This is a genomic window from Desulfotomaculum defluvii (assembly GCF_054657375.1).
In genome coordinates, this window is record NZ_BAAHYV010000001.1 from 103,878 (window position 1) to 122,685 (window position 18,808).

General features: G+C 41.9%; 16 protein-coding genes and 2 riboswitches. Of the genes, 3 read left to right on the plus strand and 13 right to left on the minus strand.

Annotated elements, in window-relative coordinates:
- The first annotated feature begins 161 nt into the window (after nt 1-161).
- Nucleotides 162-539 carry an iron reductase gene (locus ACYQ03_RS00490; protein WP_459906826.1) on the plus strand — a complete coding sequence of 126 codons (378 nt, stop codon included), beginning with the start codon at nt 162-164 and terminating at the stop codon, nt 537-539.
- A gap of 3 nt (nt 540-542) precedes the next feature.
- Here the strand turns inward: ACYQ03_RS00490 and truA are convergent, their stop codons facing one another.
- From truA to ACYQ03_RS00505, 3 genes are all read right to left on the minus strand, one after another.
- Nucleotides 543-1,280, minus strand: a complete 738-nt coding sequence (truA, locus tag ACYQ03_RS00495; RefSeq protein WP_459906828.1) for a tRNA pseudouridine(38-40) synthase TruA — start codon at nt 1,278-1,280, stop codon at nt 543-545.
- A gap of 26 nt (nt 1,281-1,306) precedes the next feature.
- The gene (locus ACYQ03_RS00500) at nt 1,307-2,566 is read right to left on the minus strand and encodes a GMC family oxidoreductase N-terminal domain-containing protein (RefSeq protein ID WP_459906830.1); all 1,260 of its coding nucleotides are present in this window, start codon (nt 2,564-2,566) and stop codon (nt 1,307-1,309) included.
- Nucleotides 2,567-2,758: 192 nt separating this feature from the next.
- Nucleotides 2,759-3,133: a VOC family protein gene (locus tag ACYQ03_RS00505; RefSeq protein ID WP_459906832.1), complete on the minus strand. Its 375-nt coding sequence runs from the start codon at nt 3,131-3,133 to the stop codon at nt 2,759-2,761.
- A 72-nt stretch (nt 3,134-3,205) separates the two neighbouring features.
- On the opposite strand from ACYQ03_RS00505, the gene ACYQ03_RS00510 reads away from it, so the two are divergent.
- Complete coding sequence (locus tag ACYQ03_RS00510) at nt 3,206-3,904, plus strand: MBL fold metallo-hydrolase (RefSeq protein ID WP_459906833.1); 699 nt, start codon at nt 3,206-3,208, stop codon at nt 3,902-3,904.
- 22 nt (nt 3,905-3,926) lie between these two features.
- On the opposite strand, the gene map is transcribed toward ACYQ03_RS00510, so the two are convergent.
- The 10 genes from map to ACYQ03_RS00560 all read right to left on the minus strand — a co-directional run bounded on the left by map (nt 3,927) and on the right by ACYQ03_RS00560 (nt 16,893).
- Entirely contained in the window at nt 3,927-4,673 is a 747-nt protein-coding gene (gene map, locus ACYQ03_RS00515) for a type I methionyl aminopeptidase (protein ID WP_459906835.1), read from the minus strand.
- A 195-nt stretch (nt 4,674-4,868) separates the two neighbouring features.
- A complete protein-coding gene (locus tag ACYQ03_RS00520; protein ID WP_459907085.1) occupies nt 4,869-6,293 on the minus strand; it encodes a class I SAM-dependent DNA methyltransferase in 1,425 nt (474 codons plus the stop codon).
- 2 nt (nt 6,294-6,295) lie between these two features.
- Complete coding sequence (gene hsdR / locus ACYQ03_RS00525) at nt 6,296-9,520, minus strand: type I restriction-modification system endonuclease (protein ID WP_459906837.1); 3,225 nt, start codon at nt 9,518-9,520, stop codon at nt 6,296-6,298.
- 195 nt (nt 9,521-9,715) lie between these two features.
- Entirely contained in the window at nt 9,716-9,844 is a 129-nt protein-coding gene (locus ACYQ03_RS00530) for a metallophosphoesterase family protein (RefSeq protein ID WP_459906839.1), read from the minus strand.
- A 39-nt stretch (nt 9,845-9,883) separates the two neighbouring features.
- On the minus strand, nt 9,884-11,095 hold the full coding sequence (locus ACYQ03_RS00535; RefSeq protein WP_459906841.1) for an MFS transporter: 1,212 nt from the start codon (nt 11,093-11,095) through the stop codon (nt 9,884-9,886).
- A 502-nt stretch (nt 11,096-11,597) separates the two neighbouring features.
- Nucleotides 11,598-12,626, minus strand: a complete 1,029-nt coding sequence (locus tag ACYQ03_RS00540; RefSeq protein WP_459906843.1) for a threonine aldolase family protein — start codon at nt 12,624-12,626, stop codon at nt 11,598-11,600.
- 93 nt (nt 12,627-12,719) lie between these two features.
- Nucleotides 12,720-13,541 (minus strand): nitroreductase family protein, encoded by an 822-nt coding sequence (locus ACYQ03_RS00545; RefSeq protein ID WP_459906845.1) that lies wholly within the window; start codon nt 13,539-13,541, stop codon nt 12,720-12,722.
- 68 nt (nt 13,542-13,609) lie between these two features.
- Nucleotides 13,610-15,055: an amino acid permease gene (locus ACYQ03_RS00550; RefSeq protein WP_459906846.1), complete on the minus strand. Its 1,446-nt coding sequence runs from the start codon at nt 15,053-15,055 to the stop codon at nt 13,610-13,612.
- A 173-nt stretch (nt 15,056-15,228) separates the two neighbouring features.
- Nucleotides 15,229-15,861 carry an MtnX-like HAD-IB family phosphatase gene (locus ACYQ03_RS00555; protein WP_459906847.1) on the minus strand — a complete coding sequence of 211 codons (633 nt, stop codon included), beginning with the start codon at nt 15,859-15,861 and terminating at the stop codon, nt 15,229-15,231.
- Between the two features lie 6 nt (nt 15,862-15,867).
- Nucleotides 15,868-16,893 (minus strand): AIR synthase family protein, encoded by a 1,026-nt coding sequence (locus tag ACYQ03_RS00560; protein ID WP_459906848.1) that lies wholly within the window; start codon nt 16,891-16,893, stop codon nt 15,868-15,870.
- Nucleotides 16,894-16,959: 66 nt separating this feature from the next.
- A riboswitch (TPP riboswitch) is annotated at nt 16,960-17,056 on the minus strand.
- Between the two features lie 153 nt (nt 17,057-17,209).
- A riboswitch (TPP riboswitch) is annotated at nt 17,210-17,308 on the plus strand.
- An 85-nt stretch (nt 17,309-17,393) separates the two neighbouring features.
- On the opposite strand from ACYQ03_RS00560, the gene thiC reads away from it, so the two are divergent.
- Nucleotides 17,394-18,695 carry a phosphomethylpyrimidine synthase ThiC gene (thiC, locus tag ACYQ03_RS00565; protein WP_459906850.1) on the plus strand — a complete coding sequence of 434 codons (1,302 nt, stop codon included), beginning with the start codon at nt 17,394-17,396 and terminating at the stop codon, nt 18,693-18,695.
- Nucleotides 18,696-18,808: the final 113 nt, after the last annotated feature.

Below are 18,808 nucleotides of genomic sequence, written 5' to 3' on the forward strand. Positions count from 1 at the left end.
CCTTATTTATCTGCTCTTGGTAGATCGAGCTTCCTTCAGGATAAAGGACTCCTATTTTTTAAAATACCGAATATATATATTATAAATAAGTTGTGGCCTCCAATTCGCAGTGTTGGCTGCCAAATAACCAAGGGTAAAACTAATAAAAGGAAGGGATAACTATGGGTGGAGTAATTGAGTTAACAGGTTGGCTTGGACTTATTTTATTAAGTGCTTGTTTAGCGAAGTTTTCTAGCAAGGGAAAAATAGACAACCAACTCATGTTATTTTTTAAGAAAAATCACAAATACTTCGGCTGGACTGCATTAACTGCATTATTCCTACATGGTACCCTAGCCACCACAAACCTCCTTATACCAGTTATGGGACAGAGTAACCGTTTGTCAATATTGGCAGAAACTAGTTGGGGCTATTTGCTTTGGTTGATGTTACTAGCCATCTGTATTGCTTCAGTTATGCTATCTTACAAAACTTTTCGACGTAGACATCTGCAAATGGTACTGATTTTAGGGGTTTTACTACTGATTCATATTGAATAAGCCTTAATAATCAATCTTCTCCAGGAACAGCCCACTTGCATCGGCAATGCCACCAGTTTGATTCCGTTCTTTTGCATCTAAGATTTTGAGTATATCTTCTGCATTGATTTTATCCAACCCAACTTCTATTAAGGATCCAACAATCTTTCTAACCATATTATAAAGGAATCCATTACCACACACTCTAATTTCAATTAAACCGGCATCTTCATCTAAATCAATAGAATATATTTCACGTACCATTGACTTCTTCTTAGACTTGGCATTGGAAAAGGCAGTAAAATCATGTACGCCAATAAAATATTGACCTGCTTTTTTCATGCGGATGGTATTCAGCTTTTTCTCGATATGCATACTATACTTTCGCATGAAAGGATTGGGGTATTCCTCGTTCCAGATCCTATATAAGTAGGTTTTACCCTTGGCATGATATCGGGCATGAAAGTTCTCAGGAACTATAGTTACCTCCCTAATGCTAATATCCCGGGGTAAATATCTATTTAAATAGTTTTTGACCTCAGATTCCGACAGATTCTCATTGATTTTAAAATTGGCAATTTGTGCAAGGGCATGTACACCAGCATCAGTTCTGCTACAGCCAGTAATCTCGATTTCTCTGCCCACCATCTCCGCTAATACACTTTCTATTTTCCCCTGAATTGTATTTTCTCCATTCTTGAGCCTTTGCCAGCCCTTATAACGTCCACCATCATATTGAATTAGCATTTTATAATTGTTCATTGTTTCTCCTTATCTGTTATCTAGGGTCAGACATCTGTTTTGATTAAATGTTTGGATAACCTCCTGGCCAGTGATAGTAAAGTAAAGGTAGGAGGTAAGCCCCACTCTGTTGGAATGACGGAGCAATCACATACATAGAGGTTTTTGTACTCTGTTTGCAGGTTTGAGTCAACCACCTCACCAATCCTTACTGACCCACCGGGATGGGCAGCAGTCCAAGCACTACGAAAAATTCTCTTTGCTCCAGCATGCTCAATAATTCTCTTAGCAACTAAATTCCCCTTAGACATTTTGTTTTGATCTTCCCTGGTAAATTTCTTAGAGAAGCCCTCTTTACTATTGATATTACCACCTATACTGTCTCTAATTTTGACCATTACTGAGATGGTTTTATGATGCTCAAATATCCGATGAACCCTTAAGGCTTGTGCAGTAAACAACTGATATACAAGTCTCGGTAAGGTAATATCAGTAAGGATATAACCCTCCTCCTTGCAGACCATACCAGTGGCCATGGGTATCTCATTACCCGCTTCTATTCCTTCTATAACGCCCTGAACAATTATCAAGGGATCACAAAAAAATCCATTCCCTGCCCCACTAACACCACTGGACCTTAGTATGCTTGCCGAGGCTAGGCCACCAGCTGCCAGTATAATTGTATGAGCATATGCTTTTTGAGTTAGACCATCTTTAATATACTGAACCCCTACTGCTTTATTATCCTGTAATATAACTTTTTCTACTCTAGAACCTTCAAAGATAACAGCCCCATTCTGAACAGCCTCAGTTATATACTGTGTAGAATTCCACTGGGCCTCAAAGGGAAACTTTTTTGGGCTACAGAGATTCTGGTAGATAAACTTATCTAATCTCTGCCAGGGGTAACCAAGCTTCTGTGCGCTCTCCATTATCCTTTGGGCAGTGGGACCTATCAAGTCATCCCTCAAGGGAGCTATAGGCAGTTCTTTTTTAATTTCTGCTACCTCCTCAGATAGATCGATACCGTATCTACGAAATAACTCCAAGGGAGGTAGATAGGCGGTTCCATAATATAGGGCGGAAGACCCCCCGGTCCTTATCCCTCTTACCATGGTCTTGTACATATCTAAAAATAACATTTCTTTATTCCTAAGCATTCTAGGAATATTCATAGTTAAATCCTTTTGCCCTCTTTCCAGGATTAATACTTTTCTCTTGGCTAGGGCTAAATCCCTGGCCACTGTAGCCCCGGCAGGACCTGTTCCAACGACTATTACATCCCAATTATTCATGCTTTTTTGCATAATAAATTACCTCGATATAAAGTATTTATTAAGATATAATTCAACTGGATTGTACCTATAAAAATTACTATACTAAATAAAAGTTGTACTTGTAAATTTTAAGTTTCTATATAAAAAACAAACACCGCTTCCTAGCTTAAAGACTAGAAAACAGTGTTCCCTTTAGATATCTAATGCTTAGCTAAAAAATACCTATCCCATGCGGGCTGGTAGGACTTCCAACCAATAATTATCGGGATCATTTATAAAATAAATACCCATCTCCTTGTTTTCGTAACAAATACAACCCATCTTCTTATGGTGCTCATAGGCTGCATCAAAGTCGTCCACAGTAAAGGCAAGATGGAACTCATTCTCGCCTAAATTATAGGGTTCGGTTCTATCCCTGAGCCAAGTTAATTCTAAGGTGTGTTTAGACTGGCCATCTCCTAGATAAACTAGGATAAAATCACCATTTTCATGTTCGTGACGTCTAACTTCTGCTAAACCTAAGGACTCTTTATAGAACTGCAGGCTTTTCTCTAAATTTAATACATTGATATTATTATGAGCAAAACTAAACTTCATAGCCACCTGTCCTTTCTGCATGTACGATTAAACAAACAATTGTAGTATACTTCATGTTGAGGTGATTTAACAATGAAAAGCCAAAATTTACGTATTGAATATATTTATCACAGTGGGTTTGTTGTAGAAAGTGAAACTGCTTTATTTGTTTTTGATTACTATCAGGGTTCTGTAAATCTAAAAAAAGACAAACAAATTTATGTCTTCTCCTCCCATGCCCATCACGATCACTTTAACCCAGTGATTTTCGAGTGGCAAGGGGAAAGACTGGATATCCAATACATTCTAAGTAGTGATATTTACTCCCAGCTTAGTCCCATGCATACATCAGCTAACCTTACCTTCCTTTCCCCCTATGAAGAGAAAAAAATCGGTGATATCCAAATCAAGGCCTATGGCTCTACGGACGAAGGCATTTCTTTTTTAATTAAGCATAATGGTAGCCACATCTTCCACGCAGGAGATCTCAATTGGTGGTACTGGTGGGGCGAAACAAAGGAAGAAATTGAGAAGGCTGAAAAGATGTTTAAGGAAGAAATTAGCAAGCTTAAAGGGGAAATCATTGATATTGCCTTCTTCCCCGTTGACCCAAGGCTAGAACACAATTATAGCCTGGGAGCAGAATACTTCATTCAGGAAGTAAAGCCCAAGTTCCTAATCCCTATGCATTTTTGGGAAAACACCGAAGTTATTAGCCAATTTGCAGATAAAATGAAGAACTCTACCACTAAAGTCATAACGTTAACTGACTCAAAGGAATGGTCCTTCTGAGTCTAAACCTTGATTCACCTAATTATTGTTCAGTCAAAATAATAGGTCCGTCCTTAGTAATAGCGAGGGTATGTTCATATTGGGCTGAGAGTTTCCCATCAACGGTCCTAGCAGTCCAACCATTGGCATCCACTTTACATCGCCAGGTACCTACATTAACCATCGGTTCAATTGTAATGACCATACCCTCCTGTAATCTCGTTCCTCTACCTTGACGACCGTAATGGGGAACCTGTGGTTCCTCGTGTAAACTTCGACCTATTCCATGGCCGGTAAAGTCTCTCACAACAGAAAAACCTTCTGCTTCCACATATTTCTGGATGGCGTAACCAATATCACCAATTCTGTTGCCAACCACTGCCTGGTTTATGCCTATATAAAGGGACTCTTTAGTCACTGCTAATAAGTGTTTTGCAGTATTAGAAATGTTTCCTACACTATAGCTCCAAGCAGAGTCAGCCAATGCACCCTTTAGATTGACCACCATATCAATGGTAACTATATCCCCATCCATTAATGGCCTATCCGTAGGAAACCCATGACAGATCTCATCATTAACAGATGCACAGGTTGCATAGGGGTAGCCCCGATAACCTTTCTGCTCTGGAGTAGCACCATGCTTAGATAAATACTTTTCAACAAAAAGATCTATCTCCCGTGTTGTTAGGCCTACCCTTATTATTTTAGCAATTTCTTTATGACAAGAAGCCAGTAATTTTCCAGCTTCGTGCATTAATTGAATTTGTTTTTGACTTTTTATCGAAATCATTTCGTATCCCCTCTAAATTATCTTTTAAACAGCCATAAAGCCATAATTTATTTTACACAATCAAAACCCATTATCTCATTTAGAAAATTATACCATATTTTATTGCCAGCCGTAGCATGAAAGAAAAATACCCCCGAACTATTCGGAGGTATCTGGAAAAATCAGGTGCCAGTACTTGACTTCTTGTTAGCCTTCTTATCCACGCTGACCATCCTCGGCAGCTTTCAGTTCCTTAACTACCTCGTTCAACAGTTCCACCGCCCGCTCCAGTTTGGCGATGGCTTCTTCGGCTGATTCAATGGGGTCGGGGAGGTTTTCGTAGGAGGTCAGGGAGTAGTCTGCGATAAGTCCCAGGTCCAGGTTGTCTCCCTTGGCCCGGATTTGTTTACGGGTCAGTCTACTCCAGCGTTCGTCTTCTACTTCGCTGCGATCCTCTGCGGTGTAGGCAGCAATAAAGTCGGTGAAGTGGACCTCGGTCAGGGGTGTACGTTTGCCGAAGCTGGGCATATTGGTACGCAAGTCATAGAACCAGACATCCTTGGTGTTGTCTTTATCCGTTACACCCCGGTCAAAAAACAATACGTTGGTCTTAACACCCTGGGCGTAAAAAATACCAGTGGGCAGCCTAAGGATAGTGTGCAGGTTGCACTTGTCCATCAGGTCAGCACGGATTCTCTGCCCATCACCATCTTGAAACAGCACATTATCCGGTACCACGATAGCTGCCCTGGCTTTACCATCCTCTCGCAGGGATCGGTAGACATGCTGTAGGAAATTAAGCTGTTTGTTAGAAGTCAGGTAAGTCAGGTCGTCCCGGGTGGGGCGCTCGCCACCCTTTTTAGTACCAAAGGGCGGGTTAGTCATGACTACATCATAGGGACCGAGACTCTTGCCCAGGTTGGACAGGGTATCGCCTAGTAATATAGGTCCTTCAATGCCATGCAGCATGGCATTCATGAGGGCCAGTCGGTGGGCATCCTGTACCAATTCCACTCCAGAGAAGGCCTGATATATTTGAAAGTTGCTTTCCCTTTCACTGAGGGTAAAGAGGTCATCGGTTTTTTCCTTGATATGCTTATCCGCTGCAATCATAAAGCCAAAGGTACCGGCAGCGGGGTCGTTGCAGGTTTCTCCTGGCTGCGGGTCAATGAGCTGAACAATGACGTTAATCAAGGGGCGGGGAGTAAAATACTGTCCTGCCCCAGATTTCTTTTCGCTGGCGTTTTTCTCCAGCAACCCTTCGTATAAATCCCCCAGACCTTCTTCTCTGGCACTATACCAGTCCAGGGCATTGATGGTTTTAATAATCTTTTCCAGGTTTTTCGGTTCGTCGATATTGGTAGAGGCGTTTGTGTATATCTCTTTAACCCGTCCCTCGGCCCTTTCACCTAAGTCTAATAGCAATCGTTTGTAAAAATTTCTTAGCTCGGTGCCTTCCCTTTTAATCAATTCGTCCCAGCGGTAAGCAGCGGGTATTTTATCTTCTGTACCGGTTTCTTTAGCCATCTTTAGGAACAGGATATAGGTTAATTCAGTTACATATTGATGATAAGTGATACCGTCATCCCTTAATACATTACATAAGTTCCAGAGTTTTTGAACTATTTCCTGGGTTGTCATACTCACGATGCGCTGTTCCTCCGCTCATATAAACTTTGATTGATCTGTTTTAATACTTCTTCCAACTTGCCACCAAATAATTTATTGATGCGCAGGAAACCTCCCTGCCCCCTAAAGGGTTCCTGATCAAAGGAATCCCTGTCCAGGATGGTTTCTTTGATTAACTGCTTTTCTATCCGATCCAGCCAACCCTGTTGTACTTTATTCCAGGGATGGATGGCCCGTACCCTTTGCATGGCCTGTTTGATCCTCTCTTCATGGCTCACCAGGGCATCACCCAGGGCCTGTTGTCGAATAAAACTGATGATATCCGCAGCGATATCCTCGTTTTTCAGTTCCCGCCAAGCGGTGTTGAGACTGGTCTCGGAAAAACCGTGGCTATCCAATTCAATCTTTAGTTCCCTTAGGGCTTGCCTGGTCAATTCCTGTGGACGCTGTACCACGATTTGCAGGGCGGTAATTTTATTCATGTTTTCCCGGATAAAGGTACCGAATTCAGCTAAATAATCCTGGGGCTTGGTTCCCTTGCCGTAACCCCTGGCCACATAAAGTAGTCGATCTGCGTGGAAAGACACCACCTTTTGAGTGGGGTGATACCTACCTTGCTCTAAGAACTGTAGCAACCTAATTTTGCCGGGTAGTTCTTGCTTGACTTGTTGGGGTGGGGTTTGCCGCAGCCAGCTTAAAAACTCCTCGGGTTTTTGTCCGCCCGATAGGGTAATAAAGATTTCCACATCTTCCTCATCCAGCCGCCGCTGCTTACGCTGAATTTTGGCAATGATACTTTCTATATGCTGTCTTTGCTGGTCCACCTGGTCCAATTGCTCCAATTCGCTAGCCAGGGTGGTTAGGCTCACCTTGGGGTTGGCCACCACTGGTTTCATGCTGCTAATCTGCTCTAGCATCTCATAGAGGCCCACGGCATCAAAGACATTAAAATGAGTCTTTTTCAGTCTATCACACAAACGGGTGGCCCGTCCCATCATTTGCTCGTAGAGTATCCGGGACCTTACCCGGCGCAGGAAAACCAGGTTACAGATTTCCGGCACATCAACACCAGTGGTTAGCAGATCCACAGTTACTGCGATGTTGGGAAGACGCTCATTTTTATATTTACGGATGACTGCTAGGGGATCTTTAACGGAAGCTGTTATCTTGACGATGGCATCGTCTTCCACTTCGATGCCCACTGCTTCAAACTCTTCCTTTAATATCTTGACTACCATATCGGCATGGTCATCACCGGCAGCAAAGATGAGAGTTTTTTCATGGCCCATAGGATCTAGATAGTTGACCAATTCTCCCAAGATAGTTCGGTTAAAATTCTCGGTAATCACGGTTTTATTAAATTTATCCACCTCAAAATGGAGTTCATCGGGCAAATCGTTGATATTATCCACTTGTCCAGTAATGGGATCATAGATGGTTAACTGCTGTCCCTTAGTAAACTTAATACCCTGTTGTTTTAACTGGGTCTCAAATTGATAAGGTGGTTCATGATCCACCAGATAGCCATCCACCACAGCATCCCGATAAGAATACGTAAATACCGGGTCATTGAATATTTCTTTGGTATGTAAGGCCGGGGTGGCAGTGAGGCCGATTTTTACGGCATCAAAATACTCCAGCACCTTACGATATTTACTGATATAATCCTGCTGATCCCGAAAGGTCAGCTCGGTTTCTCCCATCTCTCTGTCCAGCACATAGCCCCGGTGGGCCTCATCCACCACTATGCAATCATACCAATCCACAGCGGGTCTATCTTCATCCTCCCTAAAGAGGACACGACGAATCATGCCCTGGATGGTGGCGATGTGTACTTTGGTGGCTGGCTCAGGAGTTTTGTCTTCCAATCCCTTGACATCGTAAATCTGGGTAAAGGTAAGAAAATCTTCTACTACTGCCTCTTTAAAGGCATCTCCAGCCTGCTCCCCCAGGGCCGAACGATCTACCAAGAAAAGTATCCGCTTAAACCGTTGGCTCTTGATCAGACGGTAGGTCAGGCCGATGGTGGTACGGGTTTTCCCTGTGCCGGTGGCCATTGCAATCAATATCTCCCGCTGCCCCTGCCCGAGTGCAGCTTCCACTGCCTTGATAGCCTTCAATTGGTAGGGCCTCAGATTCAGATAATCTAGGGGTTCGTTCTTCAGTCTTGCATGGGCTGCCTCCTTGTCTTGCTTCAGGAGGTCCTGTAGACCTTCAGGAGTATACCAGTTGTGTAGGGCCCGGGGGTGATTATTGTTCTTGCGAGTATCCAAAAACCAAATGCCTGATTTTGTTTCCAATTGCTTGAGGTAAGGACGACCGTTGGTGGCAAAAAGAAAAGGTACTTTATAGTCTCCCCAGGGTCCCCCGGACCATTGTTCCTGGTCCTGAAGTTTTACCTGCCTAGCATATTCTTTGGCCTGCTCCAGGTCGCTGATGACGTCTTTCCCCTTCTTCTTAGCTTCAATGATTCCTAAGAGAGTGAATCCAACGAACAGAGCATAGTCTGCATAACCGTTGCCACAGGGCCATTCAGCTATGGCTAGGTAGCGATTTTTAGCTGGCTTGGTGGCGGGCCACTTCAGTTGTTCACTGTTGACTTCCCAACCGGCACTTCTTAATTGATCATCTATAATTTGACGGGTTTCTTTTTCCGTTAGCTTAAGTTGTGAGGCCACCCTCCTAGATAGATTACGACGCTGCTGCAGTTGCTCCGGTGTAAGCTGCTGTTGGCTTAGTTGCTGCAGTTCTTCCTGTATTCTAGTCAAACGGGCTTCATATTCTTCGGTTAATTGCTGCAATGCAGTGGCGGAAACGGACTCCTGCTTTTTAGGCAACACAAAATGGGCCGGTTCGTAGCTCCAATCGCCATACACTTGCATGAACCAACCCCCTAACCGGTAAGACAGGGATAATAAGGTGCCAGCCTCCCTGGTAGTACCATAGGCTTCATGGGTTGCCTTATTACCTATACTGCGAATGGTATGGAAAATGTCCAGCATCTCTACCGGAATCATTTCAGTTTGTTTGAGTATACGCAGCCGGGAGTTCTGATTATTATCGACAGGGTCCTGCATATTTTCAAAGGCCAGGATAAACTTGGCCATCATTTCCGCAAATAAGCGCAGCTTAATTAAGGTAGTGTTTGGGTCCGAGTGCACATTCTTTTCCGCCATTTCACCCAGGTTAGCCAGTATGGGCCATCTTTCTTTAAGAAATGCAAAGTTACCCGTGATCATCTCCCCCTATCTCTACCTTGATTCTAGCCATTTGGATATATTTACAGACTTTAATGACAGCTAATTGAAGTATATTGCAAAGTGCCTAAGCTGTTATTATGTCCCCATACATTTTTCTACAAGACAAGGGCTTCTGCCTGCAAAGCTTACTGTGTAAAAATATGTCAGTAAGCCTTAAGTGGACGGCTGCTCTGCTCAGTTATCTGTTTCATAATCTCCTGCGTGTATAATCATATCTACTTTTTCAAGACCGTGAAGAAGATCTTTCGGAAGTTCCTTACTCCTCCGTGGCACATGAGTATCTGATACTACCCCTATAATCAAGCTTTACCCACCCCAGTTCTCGGATCTCTTAAGTGTTTCTTAGATTCCATTTGAAGAATGATTTAATCTGCTTGGAACAATATTTCCTAATCGAATTGACATTAATAGAGAAATAGCGATGAAAACCACGATCATAGAAACAACACCAGGCCAACCAAAGCTACTATAAAACGTACCACTTGCGGTTCCTCCAATACTTGAACCTAAATAATAGAAAAATAAATATAGTCCTGATGCTTGTGCTTTGTCATGAGTAGCTAGTTTTCCTACCCAACCACTGGCAATAGAATGTCCAGCAAAAAAGCCGTAAGTAAAGACCGCTATGCCAATAATTTTTACCCATAAAAATGTATTTAAAGTTATACAGGCTCCTAATAACAAAATAAACAACGACACTTGTATTAATTTCTTTCTTCCGTATTGATCAGCTAACATTCCCATCCAGGTAGAGCTAAATGTGCCAACTATATACACTATAAATATAGACCCAACTAATGATTGACTTAATGAATAGGGTGGAGCAATTAGTTGAAAACCAATATAGTTATATAAAGATGTAAAGCTTCCTAATAACAAAAATCCCATGAAAAATAGATAAATGAGGCCTGGTTCTTTAAACTGTACAAACAATGATTTTACTAATTCTACTATTTTAAATTTACGTGGTTTGAAATGAGTAGACTCGGGCAATATAACGAAAAAAATAATGCTAGCCATTAAACTAATGATACCAATTCCGCCTAAGGCTACACGCCAACTAAAAAAGTCTGTTAAAAATCCACTGATAATACGACCACCCATGCCACCGATGGAATTACCACTGATATATAATCCCATGGCCATGCCTAAACTTTTCGGTTCGATTTCCTCGCCAATGTAGGCCATTGCTACAGCTGGTAATCCTGCCAATGAAATCCCTTGTAATATTCTGCATAAGATTAATAGGTGGAAACTCGAACTAAAAGCCGTTAAAATTGAAAGAATTGACGAAGCGACCAAAGAAATTGTCATAATGGATTTGCGACCAAATACTTCTGATAAAGAACTGGCGATCAACATACTAATTGCTAAGGCAATTGTAGTAGAAGATTGGCTTAAACTTGAAACTGTTGGAGAAACCTGAAATTCCTTGCCTATTTCCGGTAACAATGGTTGTGTGCACCAAAGTATAGCAAATGTATTAAAACCACCTGCAAATAAAGCAAGGTTTACCATTTTAAATTTGTCTGTCCCACGCTGAATATAACTCATTATCAAAGCATACTCCTTTATTCATTCCAAAATTTACCTTTAATCTAGCCTTAAACCAAGGCTACCTATTCTCTCTACTCAGAACTACTAGTAGTTTAATCTTACAACTAATTACTTACGTTAAACAAGCTAGCCTTGGTATAATCGCCGGCGCAAAAGTAAACAGTTGACCCTGGGTCAACTGTTTGTCATTAGTAAATTGATCGTATCAAACAGAAAGAGATTGGACTAAAATCTTTTCTTCCTGTAATCTTTTTATAACAGGCAAACGGATTGCTCAACAAATGAGGTTTAACATAGTAAAGCAGACAACCTAACTTCTCTTCTCGACATATGCAAAGGACCCCGTAAAGGTACGGAGCCCTTGGGTATTTGTCTATTTGGTTACTTTAGTTTCTAAAGGTAATTTTAATGCTTTCCATTCTGTTAAACTACCATCGTAATTTTCTACATTCTTATAACCTTGCTACGCTATAACCTTAGAATAGTCGAAGGCCAACTATCAAGCTATGGCATTTTTCAGATCATCAATAAAAGATAAAACAGCCTCTTTTTTAGTAGCCCAGGAAGTGACTAGACGGATAGCTGAGTGATCCTCATCAACTTTGCCCCAAACATAAAAAGAGTACCTTTTCTGAAGCTTGGTAATCAACCAATTTGGTAAAACAGGAAATATCTGATTAGAGGGAGAGTGCGTTAGAAACCGATAGCCTGCCCTACTGATTTCCTGCCGCAGTAAACCAGCCATCTCATTGGCGTGTCTTGCCAGGCCAAAGTATAAATCATCCTTAAAAAGTTCCAAAAATTGTATGCCTAACACCTTGCCTTTAGCCAGCATTGCTCCCTTTTGCTTCATATGGTACCTAAAATCATTTTTAAGTAAGTTATTGCAAATTACCAGGGCTTCACCCAAGAGAGCACCGTTCTTAGTACCGCCAATATAAAAGGCATCAACTAAGCCCCCCATATCAGCAAGAGTTAGGTCGTTCTCTTCCGAGCATAGTGCCGAGCCTAGACGGGCCCCGTCCACAAACAAAAATAAGTTGTTTTCCCGACAGCACTTGTTCAACTGTTCCAGTTCGTATTTTGTGTAGATTGAGCCAATTTCCGTTGGGTTAGAAATATAAACCAGTTTTGGTTTGACCATATGCTCGTCCTCGTGCATATCAACGGCAGCTTTAATATGGTTAGGATTAAGTTTGCCATCGTCAACTTCAATGGCGATGATTTTATGACCTGTGGCCTCAATGGCCCCGGTTTCGTGGACTAGAATATGACCAGTACTAGCTGAAATAACAGCTTCATGGGGCCTTAAAAAGGCTGAAAGGGCAGTGAGATTGGTCTGTGTACCACCTGATAAAAAATGAATATCTATATCATTTCGCTTAATTATTTGTTTTAATATTTCAACTGCCTGGAGGGAATAACAATCTTGACCATAGCCTTCAACCTGTTCCATATTCGTTTCTATCAAAGCGTTCAATAATCTTGGATGTGCGCTCTCGCTATAGTCATTCTTAAAACTGTACATTCTTATAATCCCCTTTGTTTAAAGTTATGTTTTGCTATAACTAATCCTTTAATTCCAAGAACAAAATGTCGTCTATACCGTTATCAAAAATTTTCATTTCCAACATATGTCCGCTTTTTTCCTAGGTACTGTTCTGTAATATTTCACATTAGGATAGCCAATAACCATACAGGTTACTATCTGCCTGTCTCCATCAATGCCGAGAAAATCCATAATCCTTTTACTTCCCTGGGCTGCCCTTACAAAGAATCCGCTAAAAAATGTTCCTAAGCCTAAGGCATTGGTCATAAGTTCCATGTTAGAGGAGGCCAGGGCTCCATTTACCTGAGATTCAGCAGTAACTATTATTATAGCTGGAGCGCTGAAAAATAATCTGTCATTTTCATGGGGATTTTCTTGATATGCTTGATGCATGTTAACCCACATCTTGGCATATCTCCTAAACCTCTTTGTTTCTGGAGTTAAATTGGCCAGCATATCTTCCCCTATTTTCTTTAAGCTTTCATAGGTTAAAGCCTTTAATTCCCGGAGCCCTTCTCTTACTACTATATAAGACACATCCTGCATATTACTGCCTGTTTGAGTAAATCTACCAGCTTCTATAATTTTAATGATTTTTTCTTGTTCTATTTCTCTATCTCTAAATTGTCTTATGCTCCTTCTGAATTTAATAAAATTAAGTAACTGATCAGCATCCACAGAAAATGCTTCTCTGTTATATTCTTTTACTTCTTCCATGTTATACTCATCTATTGATACTGCATTTTTTGGGCATATAGCGATACAATGCCCACACTTAATGCAGGTTTTGTTTTTAACCTTTGCTTTTCCGTCAACTAGTTCTATATCCTTGGGAAAACAATCTTGTACGCATTGTCCACATCCTATACATTCTTCTATGTTTACTGTTATCATTTAGCAATCTACTCCTTAATGTTTTTTCCAACTAATATATTAACAAAATTTACTTCTTTATGGGAAGATTACGTTTTCTGTTTATTTTGATCATAATTACCCTCCGCCAGTTCCTTAGAGTATTCAGTTGATAATATCTGGTCGTAGCTCTTGCTATCTAAGCGCCTACCAGCTTGATTGATTTTGGGGGCAAGACGAAAAAATTTTATACCCAGATAAATTGAGGTATATAAAGCTATTATGATAATTCCTGCCAGCAAGCCCGATGTTTGACCTGAAATAAATGGCATGCTTATAATAGCAATAAGCAAACTTAGCAAGCCAATCCAAGAAGTATATGGATATCCTGGCATTTGGCACTTCCCTTCTGGAGGGCATCCGTATAGCTTACGGAAACGTAAATGGCTGGCCATAATTACAGCATAGGTAAATAAGAGTGCTAAGCCACCAGAACTTATCAAAAATAAATAGACTCTGGGCAGCAGCAGACCAAGGCCTAACCCTAATAGCATAGCAAGGCCAGAGAACAATATTCCACGATAGGGAACATTGCTCTTGTCTTTTAGCCACTTAGGAGCCTGATTTTCATTGGCAAGGGAGCGTATCATTCGCCCGAGCCCAAACATAGCTGCCAGCATCGTGGAAATTATTGCTGTTATAAGCACTACATTTATAACATTACCTGCCCAGCTAAATCCTTGTCTATTAAGTGCAGCTACCATTGGACTGACATCTTCACTAAGGTGAGCCGTAGAAATCAATGGAAGAAGTACTAAAACAGAAAGTATATAAAACCCCACAAGACTTAAAACCGTATATTTGATTGCCTTTGGAACAGTTTCCTTGGGATTAGTCGTCTCTGAAGCAGCTAATCCAATTATTTCAAAACCGGCATAGGAAAAAATCACTATCAGCATGCTGCCGGCAATGCCCTGTAAACCTGTTGGAAATAGAGGTTCCCTGGCCAATTCTCCAGCACCAATTGCTGGGCTTCCTGGCATAAGCCCTACAATCAATAATAAGGCTAGAATTATGAAGGAGGCTATGGCTAATAGCTTCACTGCAGCAAGACTACTCTCCAGCTTGCTTAGCTTATCAGCTCCTAAAAGATTTAACAGTGTAACACCGATTATAATTAGGCTCCCCAGAAAAGCTATAGATATATTGGGTAGCCACTCACGAACCAGGATTGATACAGCAGTGGCCTCACTGGACATAGCTAGAATAATTCCGGTCCAGTACACCCATCCAACAACAAAGCCAGTCCCTGGGCCAAAGACTTGTGTTGCAAAGGTCCGAAAGGAGCCAGCATCAGGATTGGCTACTGTCATCTCAGATAAAGCAAAGAGTATGAGGTAAACAAGCAGCCCACCAAGTATGTAGGAAATTAATATGGCAGGTCCAGCTGCCGAGATGGCTACCGATGAACCAAGGAAAAATGAACCTCCTATAACGGTTCCTAATGCCATCATTGTAAGCTGCCCTGCAGATAACCCTTTGTGTCCTTGCTCCATCTTTTCCCCCGTGTTCCCCATATTTCTAGGTTTGTTTATTTCGCATTATTATATTTTTCATTTGCCTCAGTTTTATACCAAAAACAAAATACCCCGCAGTTTAATCCTGCGGGGGACTTGTTGATAGATTATTTTTAATAGGTTGCTCACCTTTTAGTTAGGGTAAAACTGATCTAGTTTAGCTTTTTTAATACGTCCTTAAACCCTGTGATTGGGACGACTGGAATACCCTTGGCCAGGCAGTGGTCAAGCAACCGTCCCTTGGCAAACACAAGATTACTGTGGCCAGCAGGGCAGATATCTGAGACCCCATCACCCACATAAATCACCTGACTACCTGGTTCCGTCAAACGCTTCATAAGGGAACTCTTACAGGTACCACATAGGCCACAGTCCTGGTTATGGTAGGTACAGGTAATACCAAACCCCTTCTCATATACTAGCTTATTAGCAAAATAGGGTACTTTAAGGTGATATTTTGTTAGAATGTGTTCAATACAAAGGTCGTAGCCATCACTAAGGATATATATAGGATGGCCTTCTTTCCTGCAATAACTGACGAAGGCCTCGAAGCTCTCATCAATCTCTATCGTATCCAACAGTCTCTGCAGATCAGCTAAAGAAGCCTGGAAAAGTTGAAAGGTTCTATTGGCACATTCTTGGGTTGAAATTTCCCTCTTCTCCCACAATTCATTAATCTCTTGCCAACCATCAGTTGCAAAGTTTTCTACCATTACATCACAGGTATCCCTTTTGGTAATTGTTCCATCAAAATCAACAAAAAACACTCTCTTCAGTGGTTTCACCCTCTCCTAACCTTGAGACAATGCCCCAAAGAATACTTCCCAAAAGTGATCCACCGGAGGCGGCAACAAGTCTTGTTCACTCCCATCCACTTCTAACCAGCGGCGACCCTCCCCTTGGGGTACCACTTTCCCAATCACGGCAGCGGGTATGCCGGCCATTTCATAAGATTTTAAGACATCCCCAACCTTATCTGGGTCAACTGTTAACACTAGGGTGCCCTCACTGATTACTTCGTAAGGATTCAGTTGAAAGTGGCTGCAGATTGCTTTTACATCAGGGGGCACCATAACTTGGGATCTTTCAATACGTAAGCCCACGCCAGAGGCTTCAGCTACTTCCCAGAGACCCCGAGCCAATCCACCCTCTGTAGCATCGTGCATAGCATGTACCCCACCGCAGGCTGCTGCCAGAAGAGCGTCCTCTACCACTGTCATTTCCTTAATTCTCTGGGAAGCCTGCCCCACTAGCTCTTCTGTAATGCCCGCGGACCGTAAACTATCTCCCAACTCACTCCCCAGGAGGGCCGCTGCCTCTATGGCTGCTCCTTTGGTAATCAGGACTGCATCACCCACCCTGGCACCTGCCGGGGTTATATATTCTCGGCCCATGCCCCACACGGTGATACCTCCTATCGTTGGCACATTAACCGCACCATAGAAACCAGTATGCCCACCGACTATGGAAATCCCCAGATTTCTAGCAGTCTCACTGATGCTTCGCACCAAGCGAGCTATGTATTCTTCATTGGTATCGGGCGGAATAAGAAGGGAATAGGTCATAAACTGGGGCTTAATGCCCATCACTGCCACATCACTGGCCCCAATATGCACAGTAATCCAACCAAAATCCTCCGGTGATGTGGTGGGTCCGGGGAAAATGGGATCCTCGGCAATAGCCATAAACTGGTCCCCTATCTTTAGGATGGCCGCGTCCACGCCCATACTTGGCCCAACGACCACTTCTGGGGTCATTGCACCTGTTTCCGGCAGGATTGCTTTTTGGAAAAATTCATCATTTACCTTACCAATCATTTTTTTCACCCCTTATGATGTTTACAAAAAGTCAAAAAAATAAACACCCCTGCCCGGGGTGCCACAAATAGCGTAGTTGCATTTCCCTTCGCTGGTATTACCCAGAGCAGGTTCAATGGGTTGGTAATTACCTCTCAGCCTTCCGGCACCCCAAATGACTTCTCAATTTATTTTATTGACTTAACTAATCTAATTATATCACTGACTTTAGACAAGATAAAGCCAGAGATATATAGTAAAAAGGTTCTTTTAATGTTTTTATTTGTAAATTAATCTTTACAGATATACTTAAGTAAACTACAATTTTATTAAAATAATATTTGGCTAGGGGTGCCTAACGGCTGAGAGGAATATATTTCCAACCCTTGAACCTGATGTGGTTAGTACCACCGTAGGGAAGCTTTGTGATGCTCAATTGATAAGCTTACCTTTTCGGTAAGCTTTTTTATTGTGGTCTCAAAGCTTCTTCCTTTCACAATTTTAATGAAAGAAGGGAAAATATGAATTATACTACCCAAATGGATGCTGCTAAAAAAGGTTTGATTACAAATCAAATGCGTACAGTAGCTCAAAAGGAAAATATGGATCCAGAATGTTTACGTAGATTGGTGGTAGAGGGGAAAGTTGCTATTCCAGCAAATAAGAATCACACTAATCTTGATTGCGATGGTGTTGGACAGGGACTACGCACTAAGATTAATGTCAATCTAGGTGTTTCCAAAGACAGTTATGATATTGAGTTGGAATTGGAGAAAGCAAAAAAGGCAATAGAGCTAAAAACTAATGCTATTATGGATTTAAGCTGCTATGGTAAGACACAAGAATTCCGGCGTAAGCTTATTGAAGCATCACCAGTTATGATTGGTACCGTACCCATGTATGACGCAGTGGGCATGTTGAATAAAGATTTAAAAGATATCACCGTAGATGAATTCTTTTCAGTTGTCCAAAGGCATGCTGAAGATGGTGTGGATTTTATGACTATTCATTGTGGTATGAACAAAGCTACTGCAGAACGAGTGAAAAGAAACAAGAGACTGACAAACATTGTTTCCCGGGGCGGTTCACTACTTTTTGCCTGGATGGAACTTAATAATCAGGAAAATCCTTTTTATGAATACTATGATAGACTACTAGATATCTGTGAAAAGTACGATGTCACAATAAGTTTAGGCGATGCTTGTCGTCCTGGTTCCCTTAATGACTCCACTGATCCGGCGCAAATTGAAGAACTGATAACCCTGGGCGAGCTAACCAAGCGGGCCTGGGCAAGAAATGTCCAAGTGATGATAGAAGGTCCGGGGCATATGGCACTAAATGAGATCGCTGCCAATATGTTGTTGGAGAAAAAGTTATGCCACGGAGCACCCTTTTATGTACTTGGACCAATCGTAACGGATATTGCTCCTGGTTATGACCATATCACCAGTGCCATTGGTGGTGCAGTGGCCGCTGCAAATGGTGCTGATTTCCTCTGTTATGTAACCCCAGCCGAACATCTTCGTTTACCGAATCTGGATGATATGAAGGAAGGTATTATAGCAGCCCGGATTGCAGCCCATGCTGCTGATATTGCCAAAGGAATCCCCGGCGTACGCCAGTGGGATAATCAAATGAGTGCGGCCCGTGCTGATGTTGATTTTACCCGTATGATTTCTTTAGCCATTGACCCTGAAAAAGCAAGAAAGTACAGGGAAGAGTCCAAACCAGAGTGTGAAGATACTTGTACTATGTGCGGAAAGATGTGTCCCATGAAAAACATGAAGAAAATCTTAAATGGAGAAGACCTAAGCCTTATTTAACAGTAAAAACATATTAAACTATAAACTCCCCCTGTAAGAAAGAGATAATTCACCTTTGAATTATCTCTTTCTTACTCACAGACCTCATTGGCGACACGCCCTACTACTCATAA